Genomic DNA, 19,510 nt, shown 5'->3' on the forward strand with positions numbered 1-19,510 from the left:
TTACTTGATCGATCAATGGATCGATTACTGACCGGTTTTAAGCTTGGTCCACAGACGGGTACGGGTCCGAAGTTCTTTCGAGCCCGGCTCGATCTTGGAACGCAGGCGTTCCTTGACTTCCTGCGACGGGTAAACACCCGGATCGGCTTTCAGATCTTCGTCGATGAATTCCATGGCAGCCTCGTTCGGGCTGGCATATTCGACATAGTTGGCAAGATCGGCACCGACATCGGCGCGCAGGATGTAATCAATGAATTTGTGGGCCAGATCCGGGTTCGGCGCGTCGGCCGGGATCATCATCACGTCAAACCAGATCAGGGTGCCTTCTTTCGGGATCACGTATTTGATCTCGTTGCCATTGCCGGCTTCTTCGGCGCGAAGGGCAGCCTGGCCAACGTCACCCGACCAGCCGATCGATACGCAGACGTTACCATTGGCAAGGTCGTTGATATATTGCGAGCTGTGGAAATAGGTGATGTAGGGACGGATTTTTTCGAGTTCGGCCATTGCGGCTTCGATATCCGCGGTCGACTGTTTGGAATCCGGCTTATCAAGATAGAAGTTGACGAGCGGCACGATTTCGCCCGGATCGTCAAGCATGGTCAGACCGCATTTTGACAGTTTTTCGGCATATTGCGGATCAAAAACCAGCGCCCAGCTATCGAGCGGGGCATCGTCACCCAGAGCTTCCTGAACCTTGGCAACGTTATAGCCAATGCCGTTGGTGCCCCAAAGGTACGGAACAGCGTAATCGTTGTTCGGGTCGTATTTGGCGGTCTGGTTCAGGATCACCTTGTCCAGATTGCCAAAGTTTTCCAGTTTGGATTTGTCGACTTTCTGGAAGATGCCTGCCTGGATCAGGCGCTGTGCATCGGCCAGAGTCGGAACGACAAGGTCATAACCCGAATTGCCAGCCAGCAATTTGGCTTCGACAACCTGGTTGCTGTCATAGACGTCGTAATTGACCTTTACGCCATATTCCTTTTCGAAATTGGCGACGGTTTCTTCGCCGATATAGTCAGACCAGTTATAAACGTTAAGGACTTCCTGTGCCGATGCGCTTGCGGCAAAGCCCGAAAGGGCTGCGGCAAGGACAACCAGGCTGGAAGATTTAAGAAGTGATTTCATTTCGCTGAGCCTCCCATGTGGCAGCGTTTGAAAATTTGAAGGTCCTGTTATTGCTTTCTCCAAGACCCTCATATCCTTCGAATGCCTCAGGTTTTTGTCAAATACAAGATGGATTTTTGGGCATTTTTCGCATCAAGTGAAAAATTAGGCATTCATCATGCAACATTCTTGCGCCAGAGATGATGCCCTGGCGCAAGAATTCAATCAAACGTTCAGCAGAAGGTGTTCACGCTCCCACGCGCTGATCACCGTCTGATAGGCATCCCATTCGGCTTCCTTGACGGCGAGAACGGCGGCCGAAAATTCTTCGCCCAACAGGTCTTTTAGCGGTTTGCACCGATGGAATTTGGCCAGTGCTTCGTGGATGTGACGGGGCAGGGAATGCGCCCGGTCATAACCCGACCCTTCGATCTGGGCGGTCGGATCGACTTCCTCGATAATACCCAGCAGGCCACAGGCAAGCGATGCCGCAATCGCCAGATACGGGTTGGCATCGGCCCCCGGAATGCGGTTTTCGATACGGCGTGCATTGGCCGGGCCGTTCGGCTGACGCAGGCCGACAGTCCGGTTATCAAGTGACCAGTGCATGTTGATCGGGGCATCCGACCAGGGCTGCAAACGGCGATAGCTGTTCATGTTCGGAGCCAGAAGCGGCATGGCAGCAGGCAGATACCGCTGCAAGCCGCCGACATAGTTCAGGAACATCTGCGAGTTATCGCCATTGTCATCGGCAAACAGGTTTTTGCCTGTCTTGATGTCGACGACGCTTTGATGGATATGCATGGCACTGCCCGGATGGTTGCCCATCGGTTTGGCCATGAATGTGCCATAGACCCCGTGCTTGAGGGCGGTTTCACGCAGCGTGCGTTTAAACAGGAAGGCTTGGTCGGCCAGTTCAAGTGGCGCGCCGTGATTGAAGTTCATTTCAAGCTGGGCGGGGCCCGACTCGTGGCTCATGGTATCGGCGTCGATATTCATGGCCTCGCAATAGTCGTAAAGGTCTTCGATTAGTGGATCGAATTCGTTGATCGCATCGATGCCAAAGGCGTTCGATGCCCGTTCCGGGCGGCCCGAACGTCCGATTGGCGGTTCAAGCGGGTTGTCCGGGTCGGTGTTTTTTGCCACCAGATAAAATTCAAGTTCCGGGGCAATGATCGGTTTCATGCCGCGTTCTTCAAAGGCCGCCAGGACACGTTTCAGAACGTGGCGCGGTGAGATCGACACCTCGTCGCCATAAAAATGATAACAGTCGCAAATAATCTGCGCTGTCGGTTCTTCGTACCACGGCACGACGCGAATGGTTTCCGGATCGGGGACCATGACAACGTCTTTTTCCGCCGGGTCGAGAAACGCGTCGGTTTCTTCCGGGTAGCCCCCGGTGACCGTCATGGAAAAAATTGCCTCGGGGATGGCAAGGCTTTTGGCTTCAAGCCCGCGCAAAAACTTTTGCGTTGGCAGAACCTTGCCGCGTGCCACCCCGGACATATCTGGGACAATACATTCGACTTCTTCAATTTTGCGGTCAGAAAGCCACTTTTTGAGATCGGTACTCATGTGTAGTCGGACGCTTTCGCGCCAGTCCTTCAAAATTGCATTTTCTTGCTTTTTCCGGGCGTTTCCCGGTCAAATTCACAAGAAAGGAGGTTTGTCTTCGATGAATTCAGAATGTTTTTTTGTTATTTGCTTCGATATTCGAATTTTGTGCGAGTATTTTGGTGGATAGTCGAAGATATCAATTCATATATCTGGATGGCTCCCACCAAGTTGCGTTATAGTCGCCTCAGATTATAAGGGCAGCGGTTGGACGCTGGTCAAGGAGGTAAAATGAAAATCGAACATCCGTATCTTATGTTTCTTGGTGATGCACCCGACGAACTGGCGGCAAAAACCGCGATTGGCATCAAGCAGTGGCGCCCCGAATGGTGCGTCGCACAGCTAAGCCTTCCGGGCTGTCAGGCCGATCTTGGCCTGCCGGAAATGTCGATTGCCGAAGCTAAAGCCGCCGGTGTCAAAACCATCGTTCTGGGCGTTGCCAACCGTGGCGGTATTATCGGACCGGCATGGATGGAAACCCTTCTGGCAGCGATTGATGCCGGGATGGATATCGCCAACGGTCTGCATACGCGCCTGTCGACGATTCCCGAACTGGTCCAAGCCGCCAACGCCAAAGGCGTAAAACTTTTCGACGTCCGTCACTTTGATGGCAAGCTGCCGGTCGGTAACGGTGAAAAACGTCCGGGCAAACGTGTTCTGGCGGTTGGGACTGATTGCTCGGTCGGGAAAATGTACACCGCCCTTGCGCTTGATGCGGAAATGAAAAAGCGCGGCATGAAGTCGACTTTCCGTGCCACCGGCCAGACCGGTATTTTCATCGCGGGCGAAGGCATTTCGGTTGATGCCGTGATTTCGGACTTTATTTCCGGCGCGGTTGAAACCATTGCGCCGGCCAACGAGCCGGATCACTGGGACGTTGTCGAAGGGCAGGGCAGCCTGTTCCATGCCTCGTTCGCCGGTGTATCCATGGGGCTGATCCATGGTTCGCAGCCCGATGCCATCATCGTTTGCCACGAACCGACCCGTACCCACATGCGTGGTCTGCCGGGCTATAAGTTGCCGGACCTGAAAACCACGATGGACGTCAACCTGATGCATGCGCGCCTGACCAACCCTGATTGTGTGGTTGCCGGTTTCGCCATCAACACCAAGTCGCTTGACGATGCGGCGGCCAAAAAGCTTCTGGCCGAGGTCGAAGCCGAATTTGGCCTGCCATGTGTGGACCCGGTTCGGACCGGTGTTGCATCAATCGTCGACAAATTGCAGGAGATCTGATGTGCCGCGCATAAGTGTCACATCTGAAGTCTGGCCGCTGCGCGGGGCGTTCAAAATCTCGCGCGGGGCCAAGACCGAGGCCCATGTCGTCAAGGTCGCCCTGACCGACGGTGAATATACCGGATATGGGGAATGCGTTCCCTATGCCCGTTATAACGAAACCGTCGAAGGCGTCATAGCCGATATCGAGGCCCAGGCTGATGCCCTTTCGCGTGGGATGACGCGAAAGGAATTGCAGGACGCGATGAAGGCCGGTGCGGCGCGCAACGCGGTTGACTGTGCCTATTGGGACCTTGAGGCAAAGCGATTTGGGCGTCGTGCCTGGGAACTTGCCGAACGCAAGGCACCCGAAGGCCTGATTACGGCTGAAACGCTTAGCCTTGATACGCCTGATGCGATGCGTGAAGCCGCGCGCAAGGCGGCGTCTGCACCGTTGCTCAAGCTTAAGCTTAACGGCGAAAACGTTCTCGAATCCGTTCGTGCGGTTCGTGAAGGTGCGCCGACATCGCGTTTGATTGTTGATGCCAACGAGGCATGGTCGATTGCGCTGCTTGAGGATATCGGTGCGGAGCTTGACGCGCTTGGTGTGGAAATGATCGAGCAACCGCTGCCCGCCGGGCAGGATGACGGTCTGATTGATCTTGATTGTCCGGTGCTGCTTTGTGCCGATGAATCGATCCATACCGTTGCCGACATCCCGCGTTTGTCGCAGCTTTACGACATGATCAATATCAAGCTTGATAAAACCGGCGGTCTGACCGGCGCGCTTGAGCTTGCCGATGCTGCCGCCAAGGTTGGCATGCAGATCATGGTTGGCTGCATGGTCGGGACATCGCTTGCGATGGCACCGGCGATGATCGTTGCCGCCGATGCCCGCATTGTTGATCTTGACGGTCCGCTATGGATGGCAAAAGACCGTGAAAACGGTCTGGCGTTTGACAGGGGCGTCATGGGGCTTCCTGATCGCGCCCTTTGGGGCTGATTTCCCGGGGCTAAGCCTGAAATTCTGTTGATTTTTGCCGCCATACCGGTTTTTCGGTGTGGCGGTTTCTTTTTGGTGCGGCTTATGATTTCGGGATGATGCGAGTCGCGACCATTTTGCAATTCGCGTTACGGTTTTAAGGGTGCTGTTGTTGTGAAAAACAACTTAGGGGCGCGAAAATACGTTAATTATTGTGTTGAAACAGGTGGTTGTTTTTATTTTTTCTTTCTTAATTAGCTAAAAATTAATTCAAAAACAGCGTGCCACCTCTTCTGGATAGTTGAATTGCCGGTTAAATCAGGGAACGATCATGCAGTTTTTCGGGGCTGCAGTGGCTCCTTCGCATTGATGAGTTGGAGCTGACCCGCGTGCTATCCGGTCCCCGAAGAGATAGTCGACGCTTCGCAGGGCCCTTGCGATGTCGATATCGTGATTTTCTTTATACGCCCCGGCATGCAGAACTTCTGCATCTGCGGCGTAAGGAATCGGTACAGCTAACCGCGCGTTTCGCGGCCTTTTTCACCCTCGTTCTGCTGGCGCTTGTGCCGATCTGGGACGGGGCCTATGGCAATGGCTTCTGGCAATCGCAAGCCGTGATCATGCGCCTCCTTGTCATGGGGATTGCGGTTGTGGTGCTGCTTAATCGGGCGGTCAGTTCGAAATGGCGTCGCCGTGCGCCTTATCTGCCGATGCTGTTTCTTGTGATTGCCGCCGCCCTGCTGTGCGGTTTTTCGGGGCTTGATCTTGCGGCGTCGCCAAAGATGCTGACCGCGCACAGTTTCCTGCTTCTTGGCATTGTTGTCCTGATTGCCATCATGCCGCTGACACTGGCCGAGGCGGGAATAATGGTTTCTCCGATCATTGTGTTGCTGTTCTTTGGTGCTCAGGGGCCCGTTGCAGGCGGTTATGTGCCGGTTGAAATGATTTTGCCCGTCTTGCTGCCGCTTGCGGTGATGGCGGCCATGGTTCAGCTTTATCGAACGATTGTTGCCGCGCAGGAAATCGCGATTGATCCGCTGACGGGGGTCTATACCCGCGCCTTTGGCATGGAAATGCTGCGTCTGAATTTTGAAGCCGCCTATCGTAAGCGAAGCCCGCTTACCTTGGCCTTTGTCGATCTTGATGACTTCAAGAAAATCAATGATCAGTTCGGCCATGATTACGGTGACCGCATTCTTGAAGAAGCCGGGCGCAATCTGGCGCATCGGTTCCGGAGCACGGATCTGGTGATCCGCTGGGGCGGGGAGGAATTCCTTGTTATTCTGCCTGACCTGACATTGGCACGTGCCAATGAAGTCATGCATCGCGTCATGGCGCTGGGTCTTGCCGATCTTGCCAATGGTTTGACCCAGCAGGCAAGTTACGGACTGGCCGAGCGGATCGAAGATGTCATTTCCCAGCCGCATAACCTGATCGACCTTGCCGATCAGCGCATGTATGACGCCAAAAAACGCCATGACCGCGAACAGATCGTTGCTGATGGCCTGTCGGGTCGCAAGATTTCCGGGGCTGCTGCCACCACGTCATCGGCGCGTGCGGCCGATGCCAGCAAGGTCGTCAATCAGACCGTGAATTAACCCCGCGACCTTTGCGGCCTTTTCGTAGGTCCGGCATAAGGTTCGTTTTCTTGTTCTGCTTATTCCTGGATTTTGACAGTCGCCGCTTTTTGGGGCGTCTTTTTTGCGAATCTGCCCCAATTGGTCATGTTGCGGGGGTAATTTTACCCGATTGTATTTTTCGGGATTCCGCGATGCTGATGGGTGCGAGACCGCGTAAATGAGAGTTTCTGCGGGTTTGGAGCAGATTCTCATGATGGGAATCGAAAGCCGAATTTTCGACTCTGCTGATGGAATCGCAGTGTTTCCGCCGTTCCTGATTGCAACTTTTGATCAGATTTGCCGATTTTTCGGAAATGAACCGTGGTGCGAAAAAATGAGGATGCTGAAAAAATGACCGCATCTGGCCGGGATTCAGTTCGAAAAAGTGTCAGTTTGGTGAAATTTTGATCAAAAAAAGTGCATTAATTTTTTTGATAAAAAAATAGTCAAAAACGTGTTGCGTTCGCCCGATCTAATGGGTAATGTCTATTTGTGCGCTGCGGTAGGACGCAGTGCATTCCGGCGAGCGACTTGTCGCTCGTTTCTTGGACGTTTCCTCCCTAGACTTGGGCCGCTGTCACAGGCGGCCTTCTTTTTTTGCCTGAATTCCAGGGTTTTACAGGTTTTCCCGGGGTGCGAGAATTCGCGCCGGAAATATCATTATGTCGCCTGCGCGGGATTGTGCGGTGCAACTCGCGCCATGGTGAAGGGTGAATGCCATTCCTCATCGACATCAAAAAGAAAAGGCACCGTCTGTCTGACTGGTGCCTTTGTTTGCGTGTCGCAAGGTTATGGCGATAGGGGTTATTTCTCCCGCCCTGGATCGCGTTCCGGGAAGTTGCCATCCCCGTCACCAAGGCCGCGCTGCATGATCACGCTATCGACCCAGCGGCCAAGTTTGAATCCTGCCGACTGCAATGTGCCCGCCACCCGGAAGCCCAGGCGCGCGTGCAATCCGATAGAGGCGACATTGGCGCTATCGCCGATCACGGCGACCATCTGGCGATAGCCAAGGGCTGTGCAGCGTTTGATCAGTTCGGACAGAAGCGCGCGACCGGCCCCCTTGCCGACCACATCGGGCGCGATATAGATCGTGTCCTCGACCGTAAAGCGGTACGCCGGGCGCGGGCGATAGGCCCCGGCATAGGCAAAGCCTTCGACGCGGCCATCAATTTCCGCCACCAGATAGGGCAGGCCGCGTTCGCGGACATGCTGCCAGCGGGTTGTCAGTTCGGCGATTTCAGGCGCACGTTCCTCGAACGAGGCCAGGCCATGCAGGACATGGTGGCCGTAAATTTCGGTAATGCGGCCAAAATCCTCTGGCTCGGCATCGCGGATCACAAGATCCTCCAAGGGCGCGGCGCCATTTGGCATCGGTTTTCCTGATGGTGTGGAAGAAACGGGGCTGGATGTCATCAGAAGGGATTCCCGTCAAGATCGTGGAAGCACGATATCAGATGCGTCATCTGTTCGCGCAGGGTGTCAAATCCGCGATGGGGCGTGATCGTGTCTTCGTCCATGTAAAGCGAGCGTGAAAGCTCGATCTGCAGGCTGTGCACGTTGTTTTCCGGTTGCCCGTAATGGCGCGTGCAAAAACCGCCTGCATATGGATCATTGTGCGACGGGGTAAAGCCCAGATCGCGGACACGATCTTCGACAAAGCGCGTCAAAGACGGATGGCAGGAACTTCCATAGCAATCGCCCAGAACCAGATCAACGCGGTTTTTGCTGCTGTCGACAGAATCGCCGGGCATGGAATGGCAGTCAATCAGGATGCAATAGCCAAACTGATCACGCGTTGCATCGATCAGCTTGCGAAGCGCATTGTGATAGGGGTGATAAAAGGTATCGATCCGGTGCATTGCCTCGGTGACCGGCAGGCGGGTTTTGTAAATCTCGATCCCGCCGCTGACGACGCGCGGGATGGATCCCAGTCCCGAGAGGGCGCGCATCGAATGAATGTCGGCGTCCGAGGGCAGGGGGCCGTCAAACATGCGCGGGTCAAGTTCCAGCGCCCCGCGATTGACATCGACAAAGGCACGCGGAAATGTCGCGCACAGCAGGGGGGCGCCCAGTTTGGGCGCACTGGCAAACAATTGATCGACAAAGGCATCCTCAGACGCGCGCAGCGCAAACGAATCAATGCGCGCAATCTCGATCAATTCCTGCGGATAATGGCGCCCGGAATGGGGCGATGCAAACACCACCGGCAGGGTTTGCCGGGATGGCAGGATGACGGTTGCCGGTCCATTGCCGGTAAGATCCGATGGCAACTGGTTCATTGTCGTTTGTTATGTCTTCCCTAAACTGGATGATGATCATAGCAACAGCGATCCATCCCGTCCCCCATAGATGAAGATTTTTTGTCAAAAATCCAATTGAGGGGTTGCACCTTTCACGGCCTTGGGCTAAATACCGCCTCGCCGTCACAAACGGTGCTGGCCAAGCCTTCTGCCTTGAAGGCCGGTCAGATGAAAGATGGGTAAGAGGGCCTATAGCTCAGTTGGTTAGAGCGTTCGCTTGACATGCGAGAGGTCACAAGTTCGAGTCTTGTTAGGCCCACCATCTTTCCCCACATACAGGGGCCTATAGCTCAGTTGGTTAGAGCGTTCGCTTGACATGCGAGAGGTCACAAGTTCGAGTCTTGTTAGGCCCACCATTTCCTCCCCGCCGGTTTCCGAGCGGGGTTTTGTGTTTCTGGCCCCAGAAACCGTTCATTTCCCAAGGTTATCAAGGCTTCCGGCGCATCATGATCGACCCGGATATTTCCCGCTTGAAGTCGTGTGTAATATGTGTTGAATGCATTCAAACGAGCGTTCTGTTTCGGCCTGATGCCTTGTCATTCGGCCCGATGATCTGACGGAGGCCTGCAATGATCATGTCTTTCGAAACCGCCCTTGGCCTTCTTGCCGGATCACTGACCACGATTGCCTTCCTGCCGCAGGTCATCCGCACCTGGCGCACCCGCTCGACGGCTGATATCTCGCTTGTGATGTTTCTGATCCTGTGCACCGGGATTGCGCTTTGGCTGGTTTATGGCCTGGTCCGTGGCGACTGGCCCGTGATCATTGCCAACGGCTTTACCCTTGTCCTGGCCTCGACCATCCTATTCTTCAAGCTGCGCCACGGGTAATCGGAGCTTCCGGTTCTATCGCATTGCCGCGATGCTTTTGCGGAACCTGATTGCGCTAAAGGCGAAGAACAGGGCGGCGATCACGAAGACGATCAGGAATTCCTGCCAGACGACATCTATCCCGGCATCGCGATACAGGATCGCCTGTGCAAAGCTGACAAAGTGGCTGGACGGGACGAATTGCATGATGTTCTGAAGCGTTTCAGGCATGCTTTCAAGCGGCGTATTTCCGCCCGACAACATCCGCATCGGTAATACGACAAGGATGAAGAGGAGCCCGAATTGCGGCATCGATTTCGTCATGGTCGCAAGGAAAATGCCAAGGGCGGTTGCAAAAAACAGATACAGCATGGTTCCGGCAAAGAACAGCAGCTTGGAGCCGATAATCGGCACGCCAAGCATAAGCTCGACGACAAAGAACAGCGATACCGCACTGGCGATCAGGATCACAAGCCCGTTGGCCCAGACCTTTGCCAGCATGATTTCAAACGGATCAAGCGGCATCACCAGCAGATGTTCAATCGTGCCATGTTCGCGTTCACGAATAAGGGCGGCACCTGACAGGATGATCGACAGCATGGTGATGTTGTTGATGATCTCCATCGCGCTGGTGAACCATGAACTGGTGGCGTTTTCGTTATAGGCATAACGTGTCACAAGTGTCGCCGGTGGTTCGTGATTTGCCGCGACATAGGCCGAAACCCCGCCCATGAAGGTCCGGACTTCCTGGGCGATGATATTGCTGACATAGCCTTGGCCGATCCCGGCCTGCATCATTGCGGTGGCGTCGATGTTAAGCTGTATTTCCGGCTGATGACCGGCAATAAGGTCTTTTTCAAAATCGGGCGGGATCACCAGAACAAAGGTGTATTCGCCGCCATCCATGGCGGCGTCAATGTCACCTTCGCTGATTTCCCCGGGTATCTTGAAAAATGGTTGCAGAAACGCATCGCCGATCTGGCGCGACAATTTGGATTTATCCAGATCGGCAATCGCGATTGATGCGTTTTTAAGGTCATGGGAAAAGCCGGTGGCGGCATTGTAAATCGCAAATGAAAACGCCCAGCAGATCAGGATCAGCAACACGACATCGCGACGGAGGCTGAAAAGCTCCTTGATGCCAAGGCGATAGATATTTTCAATCCGTTTGCCAAACATCAAATTTACGCCTCCTGCTTTTTAAGCAGCAGCATCGAAAGGGTGGTTAATACCGGGAAGAAAATCACAAGCGTTATGATTTCCGGATAAAGTTCGGCAAAGCCAAGCGCCTTGGTAAAGACCCCGACACTGATCGACATGAAATGCGATGTCGGCATAATGGTCGACAGCACGGCGGGTGCGCCTTCAAGCGAGGATATCGGCTGCATCATTCCGGAAAACATGACCGAGGGCACCATCGTCGCAATCGCGGTTCCGAACAGGGCGGCGATCTGGGTCTTGGTAAAGGACGAAATCAAAAGCCCCAAACCGGTTGTGGCAAAAACAAACAGGAAGGCCCCGACAATAAGGGTAAGCGGGTTGCCCCGCATCGGGACTTCGAACCAGAACAGCGCCATCGCGACCATCAGAACGAAATTGATCAGGCCCAGCCCGACATAGGGCAATTGTTTGCCAATCAGGAATTCGATCCGCGTGACCGGCGTGACGTAAAGGTTGGTGATCGATCCCAGTTCCTTCTCGCGTACCACGCCGACCGCCATCAGAACGGCGGGAATAAACATCAGCAGCAGCGCAATCACCGATGGCACCATGGCATAGATGCTTTTGAAATCCTGATTATAGCGATAGCGTGTCTCAATGCTTACCGGCAGAGTTTGCGCAGGCAAACCGGTCCGGCGTATGCTGCGTTCGTTCAGATATTTGCTGTGAATGCCTTCGACATAGCCATGGATGGTTTCGGCGCGAAACGGCATGGTGCCATCGATGGTTGCGGCGACTTCGGGGCTGCGTCCGGCTTCAAGGTCGCGGCCAAATCCCGGCGGAATTTCAATCGCCAGCGTGATATCGCCCGACAGCAACCTTTGTTCAAGCTCGTCATTGCTGTTTAACGGCGGCTGTTCGCTGAAATATCGCGACCCTGCAAGGTTTTCAAGATAGGTGCGACTGGTTTCCGTCCTGTCGCGGTCGAGTGCAGCATATGTCAGATTTTCAACGTCAAAGGTAATGCCAAGCCCGAAAACCGGCATCAGAATCGCCGTACCCAGCAAGGCAAACATCAACCGGATCGGATCGCGGATCAGTTCCATGGTTTCGCGCAGTGAATAGGCCCACAAACGGCGCAAACTGAAAATTGATGCCTTGGCCGGTTTCAATTTCATCGCACCGGTTTCATCGTCCCCGTTCATGGCCGATGCATCCGGGGCAGGGGCGTTGTCATCAATGCCGCTGGCTTCTTCCAGATGGCTGATGAAGGCTTCTTCAAGCGTTTCGCAACCGCGTTTCTGCGTAATTTCATGCGGGGTGTCGCTAATCAGCACCTTGCCCGCATGCATCAGCGATATGCGATCACAGCGTTCCGCCTCGTTCATGAAATGGGTAGAGATAAAAATCGTCACCCCCTGATCGCGCGAAAGCTCGATCAGTAATTGCCAGAACGCGTCACGTGCCACCGGATCGACGCCCGATGTCGGTTCGTCCAGTATCAGGATTTCCGGGCTGTGAATGATGGCAACCGCCAATGATAAACGCTGCCGCACACCAAGCGGCAGGCTTTCAGCCATGTCATCGTGATATTCGGTCAGGCCGAACCGCTCCGAAAGCTCGTCAATCCGCGGCTTTATCCGATCTGACGGCAGATGAAACAGCCGCGCATGAAGTTCCAGGTTCTGATAGACGCTCAGCTCGGCATAAAGCGAAAAGGCCTGGCTCATATAGCCGACCCGTTTGCGAAGTTCGGTATCCTGCCCGTCGACCGGTTTGCCGAAAAGCTCTGCCGTGCCTTCGGTCGCGGGCAAAAGCCCGGTCAGCATCTTCATGGTTGTCGTCTTGCCGCACCCGTTCGAGCCGAGAAACCCGAAAATCTCGCCCTTTTCGATGCGGAAACTGACATTATCGACGGCTGTAAAATCGCCAAACCGCATGGTCAGGCCGTCCGCGACGATGGCTGGAACATCGCCATGTGTGGTGCGCGGCGGAATGACAAGGTCCTTATGGCCCTTGCGTTCTTCTTCGGGCAGCAGCCTTACAAACGCGGTCTCCAGATTATCGGCCCCGGTGCTCTCCAAAATCTCGTCCGCTGTGCCGCTTGCCAGCACCTTGCCGTCATTCATCGCAATCAGTTGGTCGAAACGGGCGGCTTCATCCATATAGGCGGTTGCGACCAGCACGGTCATGTTGCTTTGGGTTTTGCGGATCTGGTCGATCAGTTCCCAGAACTGTCGACGTGACAGGGGATCGACACCGGTTGTCGGCTCGTCCAGTATCAATATTTCCGGATCATGGATCAGGGCACAACACAGGCCAAGCTTCTGCTTCATCCCGCCGGAAAGCTTGCCGGCTGCGCGTTCGGTAAAGGATTCAAGCCCGGTCGCCTTTACCAGCTTTTCAATCCGGTCATTGCGTTCGCGCGCCGACTGGCCAAACAAACGGCCAAAGAATTCAAGGTTCTCGCGGATCGTCAGGTCCATATAAAGGTTTTTGCCCAGTCCCTGGGGCATATAGGCGATTTTGGGCAGAACGCTGTTTCGGTGGCGCGTATCGTCCATCGGTCCGCCCAGCGTTTCGACCACGCCATCCTGCAATTTGCGCGCACCCGATATCAGGGCCAAGGCGGTGGATTTACCAACACCATCGGGCCCGATAAAGCCGATGGTCCGACCTGTGGGGATATCAAGGCTGATATCGTCAAGCGCATGAACATGGCCGTATCTGTGGCGGACATGGTCCAGCCGCGCGGCAAGATTTGCGCCATTTGCAGGAGCATTACTCATTCCTGAAGGCTCTGGTTCAGTGTCGCGTCATCGGGAACATTGGGTGTAAAGCGTTCCGGCCAGTTTTTATGATCGGCCAGCATGACATAGGCCTCGCCGGGCAGGCCGGTTTTGACCTGTTTGCTATGTTCTTCAAGCAATTCGCGCGCGATGCGGATTTTTATCCGGAACATCAGCTTGTCGCGTTCGCTTCTGGTTTCGACCTCGCGCGGGGTAAATTGCGCATCATCGGCAACGAATGATACATAGGCCGGGATCACAAAATTCGGTGCGGCATCCAGAACAATGCGCGCCTCGTTGCCGACAAAGGCCAAACCGGCCTGCCGGGTCGGCAGGAAGATCGTCATGTAAACATCGGTGAGGTCCAGAACCGTTACCACCGGGTCGCCACCCGCAAGAACTTCGCCGGGTTCGGCAAGGCGATATTGCACCCGCCCGCCGCGCGGTGCCTTAAGGACGGAATCATTGATCTGCACCTGAATGCGGTCAAGCTCGGCCTGGGCGGCTTCGACATTACGTTCGCTGCTTGTCTGGCGCGATTTTGCTGCCGCAAGGGCGGCCTCGGCCACGTCGCGTTCCGATTTGCGCTGATCGACCTGTTCACGCGCGATATTGTTGTTTTTGACAAGCTCGTTGGCGCGTTCAAGCTGCCGCTGCGCGAGGGAAAGCTGGCTTTCTTTCTGAGCGATATCGGCCTTGGCTTCGAAAATGCCTTGTTGCGCACTGGCAACTTCGGCGCGGGCCTTGGCAAGGCTGGCCTGAAGTTCGGCCGTATCCATCCGCGCCAGAACCTGACCGGCTTGCACCACGTCGCCCTCATCGACCAGAACCTCGTCGACCCGGCCGGCATATTTGGTTGCCACCCGGACTTCCTCGGCCTCGATCCGGCCATTGCCGCTGGCGATGAATTCGGGAAGGGTTTCCTGATTTTGCTGCCAGTAATAGTAACCGCCCCCGGCAATCGCAATGATCACGACAAGGATCGCCAAAGGCACGCGCAGTTTGCTCATTCCGCCCTCCAAGACAGGATTGCCGGGTTTGTGGCCACGGATGTGCCATCGGCATATAGGGGTTATCGCAAGCAGGTTATAGCTTTAACGCGATAAAGTCTGGAATGATCCTGACCTGAACGGCAAGGTAAATCTTTGATCTTACGCAATTTAGAAAAGTATCAGGAAGGTCGCGAAAGGTATTGTGATCCAACGCGCTTAGATATCGATGTCAGCCCAGATCAGGTGATGATCCGATGCTGCCTGATGTTTCCTGATCAGGTCGGGATAGGTTTCCCAACGCGGCGGGCGTGATCCTGGCCAGATGCCCTTGCGGTAAATGCCGCCCTTGGTGACGCGGTCAAACAGGGCAGGCGATAACAAAAGATAATCGATTTTATCATCATCATTGCCAAGGCCATGCGTGCCGGTCCCACGGTCGCCATTACCGGCATTGAATTCAAACTCGGTAAAACTCGGGTGGGCCGACACATCCCGAAGGGCCGTACCATGCAGCAACGGATCAAGTTCGGGACTGTCGGGGGTATCGTTAAGATCGCCCAGAACCACGATATTTTCGAACCCCTCGGCGATCAGACGATTGTAATAGGCGGCAACCGCCAATGATTGCGCCAGTCGCTTGGCGCGGCTTGCCGGGTCATTGCCGCCATATTTGCTTTTGAAATGGTTGGGCAGAACCATGATCTGCGCGCCCGATGGTGTGATGATTTCATATTCCGGGCAATCGCGGCTGAAAATCGGGGCTCCGTCGGGTTTCAGGTCATCGACGTGGCTGCGCATTTCGCCAATCGGGTAACCTTCGTGGGTAGCAAGGCCGACATCAATGCCGCGCCCGTCATTGCCATCAATGATCATCATATGGCGATAGGGCACCGGCAAAACGCCCTTTTCGCGCATGAAATCCTGAAACGCCAACAATACCGGGCGGCTTTCGATCTCGACCAGTGCCAGAACATCTGCCCCGATATCACCGATCATGCGCGCGGTGTTAAGCATCGCGGCCTCGTCCACCGGCCCCATGCGAAGTTCACACCAGCCAACCCAGTCATCGCGGCCATCGGCCTTGATATAGGGTTGTTTTGGCGGGCGCGGGCGTGAAATAAGCTGGCCACGGATTTTGCGAATGCGGGTAAAGGGGCCTTCGTCGCCGCGCAACATGCCCATTTTTGTTATCAGCGTTAACATCTGTGCCTTGTCGGCATCGCTGTAAACCGGCTTTTCAAACAGCTTGTTCAGTTCTGCATGGGCATCCAGCACATCGCGATGGGCTTCGGGGTTTTCATCGTTAAAGACTTTTGCCCGGTCAAACAGGTTTTCGACGTTAAACGCAGCAATCCGCATGACGTGCCCCGATGCTCATGTCGCCGTGGCGTGGTGAAGGATGAAATTCTACCACAGGTATTATGCGGGCATGGCGTCAAATATGAAGTGTCATGTTTGTGACGATATCGGGAAGGACGGACGATTTAGTCCCCATATGGGGATGTTTTGAAATCCCGACCCGCCATAGGGTCCTGCATGTAACGGGCGATCGGTTGTGTGAAGCACTGCGGGATCGCGTTCTGCTTCATCGGGAAGGCTTTGCAAATATGAACAACGTTAACCCCTTCAAACCGACCGTCGTTTTTGTCGACGATGACGAAAATCTGCTGCGTGGCGTTGCGCGGGCCCTGGGGCAGCGTTACAACGTGGTTTCCTTCTCCGATCCGGTCGAGGCTCTTTCATGGCTTCGCGATAATCATCGAAAAGTTGACGTGATTGTTTCGGATCTGGCCATGCCGGGCTTTTCCGGCATGCGGTTGTTACGCGAAATGGTCGGTATTGCGCCGAATATCCCGCGTGTTCTGCTATCGGGGCATCTTGATAATTCTGCAATGAACAAGGCCATCAACACGGCTTTTGTATCGTGCATATTATCCAAGCCCGCATCGATTGAACTGATCCGCAAATCCATCGAACAGGCGCTGAGTTCGCGGGCGATTGATCTGGCCGGGACCCTGATTACACCGGGGCTGGTCATGCGGGCGATCAAAAATAACGGTTATTCGATTGTCTTTCAGCCACGCATCGAGACAAAGACCGGCCTGGCCTGCGGGCTTGAAGTCCTGATCCGTTTTCCGAACCTTCAGAAACGTTTCCTTCTTGAGGAAATCATTCTGGCCTGCGAAGGGCATCCGGCCATCAACCTGCTGACCACAGCGGTGATGAATGAAGTGCGCAGGCAGGCCAAGGATATCCGGTCCCGGTTCGATTTTTCGCCGACCGTCTCGATCAACTGTTCGCCCTATTCCATTCGCAATAATTGCTTTCTCGAAGAAATCCTTCATTTCAGAAGCGACATGCTGCTTCGCGATATCAGGATCGAAGTCGAAATCACCGAACATAGCGACATCGTCAAAGACCCGGCATTTCTTGCCAATGCCAAAATGCTTAAAAACCGGGGTGTTGCGATTTACATTGATGACTTCGGCTCGGGCAGCAATTCGGTGGAGCTTCTGGGAACCGGTGTTTTCGCCGGGGTCAAGATTGATCGCGAATTCATCGCAACAGCAAACGGGGATTGTCTCAAATCATCATTTGCCGCGTGGGTTGTGAAAGCTTCGCATGATCTGGGCCTGCGCGTTGTTGCCGAAGGTGTCGAAGACGCCAATGTTGCGCAAAGGATGCAGGCGCTTGGGGTTGAAGAAATGCAGGGCTTCTTTTTCGCAAGGCCGGCAGCGCTTGATAAAATACCGACCGGTGCTTTTGCCCTTTGCTGAAAGCTGCTTTACCTTTGAACGGCTAAGCCTGATTTCTTACATCTCCAGATCAAATACAATCAGCCCGGAAATCTCGCCATCGGCGGCTTTGACCAGTTCGGCACCCAGCGCCTGATGTGTCGGATGCGCAAGATAGGCATCGCGCGCCCTGGCATCGTCAAAATCGATGCAGAAACCGTGCGTGAAACCCTGTTCGAGTTTTTCCGGGCTGACCGATACGCCGCCATCAAATCCGCGCATCCCTGCGATCTGGTTGCCAAGTTCTGCCAGTGCATCAAACAGGCTGTCAATCACGGCCTCCTCAATACCGGGTTTGAATTTGATCAGGACGATATGACGGATCATGGCGGGGCCTTTCATTTGGCGACGGAAACGCTTGATTGAACCGGTATATCGCGTTGGGTGTCAATAGAGGGGATCAGACTATTATGCGTAATGGCATAATGGCTTATCCAAAAGTTTTGGTTGAAATAATGTGACATACCGCACTTCCGTAAATTTTTCCTCTTGAAATATAGTATCAAATACATACTTTAGGATAGGTTTGGTTGCGTGGTATAGGTGTTTTTCCCTTGCGCAGTCGTAATCGGGTGAAAAGGGGATAGGTGCAATGGCTTTCAATATTTTCGGGAACAATGGATCTTCACAAGGACAGCAGATCTATGAAGCCCTTGGCAGATCGATGGCGGTGATCGAATTTTCGCTGGATGGCAAAATCCTGACGGCCAATGCCAATTTCCTTTCGACGATGGGCTATGAGCTTGGCGATATCGTCGGCAAGCAGCATGCGATTTTCGTCACAGCCGACTACGCAAAAAGCGCAGAATATAAAGAATTCTGGAGCAAGCTTTCACAAGGAAAATTCGAAGCGGGAATTTTCCAGCGCATACGCAAGGATGGCGAAACTGTCTGGCTTGAAGCGACCTATAATCCGGTCCTGAATGCGGCGGGCAAGCCGGTAAAAGTCATCAAATTTGCGACCGATATCACTGCACGACGCAAAGAACGCGCGCTTAACGAGGGCGTTCTGACCGCGATTGACCGATCCCAGGCGATGATCGAATTTGATCTGACGGGCAAAATCCTTAAGGCCAACGCGAACTTCCTGAAAACCATGGGCTATTCCGAAGGGGAGGTTGTCGGCAAACATCACAGCATGTTTGTCGCCCCGGGCTATGCCCAATCAACCGAGTACAAGGATTTCTGGGCCAGCTTGCGCCGGGGTGATGTGCAGGCCGCACAGTTCAAGCGACTTGCAAAAGGCGGCAGGGAAGTCTGGCTTGAGGCGACCTATAATCCGATTTTTGATCAGAATGGCAAACCTGAACGGGTGATCAAGCTCGCTACCGATATTACCGAGCAGGTGCAGCTTCTGATCGATCTGAAAGCGATGATTGACAACAATTTCACCGAAATTGACAGCAATATCGCAAGTCTTGACGAGGCCGCCCTGAGCGGCACATCCGCCGCGGCGCAAAGCTCCAACTCGGTCCAGACCGTTGCCGCCAGTGCGGAGGAACTTTCCGCCTCGATCGCCGAAATCTCGCGCAGCATGGCGCAAAGCCGCGATGAAACCGAACGTGCGTTCTCGCAAACCGTCAACGCCAACCAGTCGACCCAGAAAATGGCCGATGTGGTTGCTGCGATGACCGGTATTGTTGAAGTCATTCAGGGCATCGCCGGGCAGATCAACCTGCTGGCGCTTAACGCAACCATTGAATCGGCGCGCGCGGGCGAGGCTGGCAAAGGCTTTGCCGTGGTTGCCAACGAGGTCAAAAACCTTGCCAATCAGGCGGCCAAGGCCACAGATCAGATTTCGGCCGAAATCAGCGGTGTGCAGGAAATTTCAAACGAGGTTGTCAATTCGCTTGAAACCATTCGTGGTTCCATCGAAACCGCGCGCGATAGCGTGACCAATATTTCGTCCTCGGTCGAAGAACAAAGTGCAGTGACCGAAAGCGTGTCGCAAAACATGCAGACAATGGCCGTATCGGTCGATGAGCTTGTCCGGCGGCTTGACGAAATCCGCACGATTTCAAGCGGTGTTGGCGGGTCGGTCAAACGTACCCGCGAAGCTGCCGAAGTCCTGACGCGCTAGGTCCGGCGATATCCGATACGATAAAAGCCAGGCTGGTTACGCGA

15 protein-coding genes and 2 tRNA genes are annotated in these 19,510 nt (G+C 54.4%); 8 read left to right on the forward strand and 9 right to left on the reverse strand.

The annotated features are described in order from the left end of the window. Positions 1–24 precede the first annotated feature (24 nt). Both TH3_RS07375 and TH3_RS07380 read right to left on the reverse strand, forming a co-directional pair. A complete protein-coding gene (locus TH3_RS07375) occupies positions 25–1,128 on the reverse strand; it encodes a polyamine ABC transporter substrate-binding protein (protein WP_007091768.1) in 1,104 nt (367 codons plus the stop codon). 204 nt (positions 1,129–1,332) lie between these two features. Beyond that, positions 1,333–2,682 (reverse strand): glutamine synthetase family protein, encoded by a 1,350-nt coding sequence (locus TH3_RS07380; protein WP_007091769.1) that lies wholly within the window; start codon positions 2,680–2,682, stop codon positions 1,333–1,335. A gap of 270 nt (positions 2,683–2,952) precedes the next feature. Between TH3_RS07380 and dgcN the strand changes: the two genes are divergently transcribed. The 3 genes from dgcN to TH3_RS07395 all read left to right on the forward strand — a co-directional run bounded on the left by dgcN (position 2,953) and on the right by TH3_RS07395 (position 6,516). Continuing rightward, positions 2,953–3,957, forward strand: a complete 1,005-nt coding sequence (dgcN, locus tag TH3_RS07385; protein WP_007091770.1) for an N-acetyltransferase DgcN — start codon at positions 2,953–2,955, stop codon at positions 3,955–3,957. Between the two features lies 1 nt (position 3,958). Next, positions 3,959–4,939, forward strand: coding sequence for an N-acetyl-D-Glu racemase DgcA (dgcA, locus tag TH3_RS07390; protein WP_007091771.1), 981 nt, complete (start codon positions 3,959–3,961; stop codon positions 4,937–4,939). A 413-nt stretch (positions 4,940–5,352) separates the two neighbouring features. After that, positions 5,353–6,516: a GGDEF domain-containing protein gene (locus TH3_RS07395; protein ID WP_007091772.1), complete on the forward strand. Its 1,164-nt coding sequence runs from the start codon at positions 5,353–5,355 to the stop codon at positions 6,514–6,516. 825 nt (positions 6,517–7,341) lie between these two features. Here TH3_RS07395 and TH3_RS07400 read toward each other — a convergent pair. After that, the gene (locus TH3_RS07400; RefSeq protein ID WP_007091774.1) at positions 7,342–7,911 is read right to left on the reverse strand and encodes a GNAT family N-acetyltransferase; all 570 of its coding nucleotides are present in this window, start codon (positions 7,909–7,911) and stop codon (positions 7,342–7,344) included. Between the two features lie 41 nt (positions 7,912–7,952). Beyond that, positions 7,953–8,819: an N-formylglutamate amidohydrolase gene (locus TH3_RS07405; protein WP_007091775.1), complete on the reverse strand. Its 867-nt coding sequence runs from the start codon at positions 8,817–8,819 to the stop codon at positions 7,953–7,955. A gap of 206 nt (positions 8,820–9,025) precedes the next feature. On the opposite strand from TH3_RS07405, the gene TH3_RS07410 reads away from it, so the two are divergent. The 3 genes from TH3_RS07410 to TH3_RS07420 all read left to right on the forward strand — a co-directional run bounded on the left by TH3_RS07410 (position 9,026) and on the right by TH3_RS07420 (position 9,670). Then, positions 9,026–9,102 (forward strand) — tRNA-Val (locus tag TH3_RS07410). Positions 9,103–9,119: 17 nt separating this feature from the next. Next, a tRNA-Val gene (locus tag TH3_RS07415) sits at positions 9,120–9,196 on the forward strand. 213 nt (positions 9,197–9,409) lie between these two features. Continuing rightward, a complete protein-coding gene (locus TH3_RS07420) occupies positions 9,410–9,670 on the forward strand; it encodes a SemiSWEET transporter (protein WP_007091776.1) in 261 nt (86 codons plus the stop codon). Between the two features lie 15 nt (positions 9,671–9,685). On the opposite strand, the gene TH3_RS07425 is transcribed toward TH3_RS07420, so the two are convergent. From TH3_RS07425 to TH3_RS07440, 4 genes are all read right to left on the reverse strand, one after another. Beyond that, on the reverse strand, positions 9,686–10,828 hold the full coding sequence (locus tag TH3_RS07425) for an ABC transporter permease (RefSeq protein ID WP_007091777.1): 1,143 nt from the start codon (positions 10,826–10,828) through the stop codon (positions 9,686–9,688). Positions 10,829–10,833: 5 nt separating this feature from the next. After that, positions 10,834–13,599: a ribosome-associated ATPase/putative transporter RbbA gene (gene rbbA, locus TH3_RS07430; RefSeq protein ID WP_007091778.1), complete on the reverse strand. Its 2,766-nt coding sequence runs from the start codon at positions 13,597–13,599 to the stop codon at positions 10,834–10,836. Beyond that, the gene (locus tag TH3_RS07435; RefSeq protein ID WP_007091779.1) at positions 13,596–14,609 is read right to left on the reverse strand and encodes an HlyD family secretion protein; all 1,014 of its coding nucleotides are present in this window, start codon (positions 14,607–14,609) and stop codon (positions 13,596–13,598) included. Before TH3_RS07435 ends, rbbA begins: the two co-directional genes overlap by 4 nt. Before the next feature lie 198 nt (positions 14,610–14,807). Then, the gene (locus tag TH3_RS07440; RefSeq protein WP_007091780.1) at positions 14,808–15,950 is read right to left on the reverse strand and encodes an endonuclease/exonuclease/phosphatase family protein; all 1,143 of its coding nucleotides are present in this window, start codon (positions 15,948–15,950) and stop codon (positions 14,808–14,810) included. Between the two features lie 248 nt (positions 15,951–16,198). On the opposite strand from TH3_RS07440, the gene TH3_RS07445 reads away from it, so the two are divergent. Continuing rightward, positions 16,199–17,368, forward strand: a complete 1,170-nt coding sequence (locus TH3_RS07445) for an EAL domain-containing response regulator (protein ID WP_167710556.1) — start codon at positions 16,199–16,201, stop codon at positions 17,366–17,368. A gap of 36 nt (positions 17,369–17,404) precedes the next feature. Here TH3_RS07445 and TH3_RS07450 read toward each other — a convergent pair whose 3' ends face one another. Further along, positions 17,405–17,713, reverse strand: a complete 309-nt coding sequence (locus tag TH3_RS07450) for a Dabb family protein (RefSeq protein WP_007091782.1) — start codon at positions 17,711–17,713, stop codon at positions 17,405–17,407. 265 nt (positions 17,714–17,978) lie between these two features. Between TH3_RS07450 and TH3_RS07455 the strand changes: the two genes are divergently transcribed. After that, the gene (locus TH3_RS07455) at positions 17,979–19,466 is read left to right on the forward strand and encodes a methyl-accepting chemotaxis protein (RefSeq protein WP_007091783.1); all 1,488 of its coding nucleotides are present in this window, start codon (positions 17,979–17,981) and stop codon (positions 19,464–19,466) included. Positions 19,467–19,510: the final 44 nt, after the last annotated feature.

Source organism: Thalassospira xiamenensis M-5 = DSM 17429 (genome assembly GCF_000300235.2).
Lineage (GTDB): Bacteria > Pseudomonadota > Alphaproteobacteria > Rhodospirillales > Thalassospiraceae > Thalassospira > Thalassospira xiamenensis.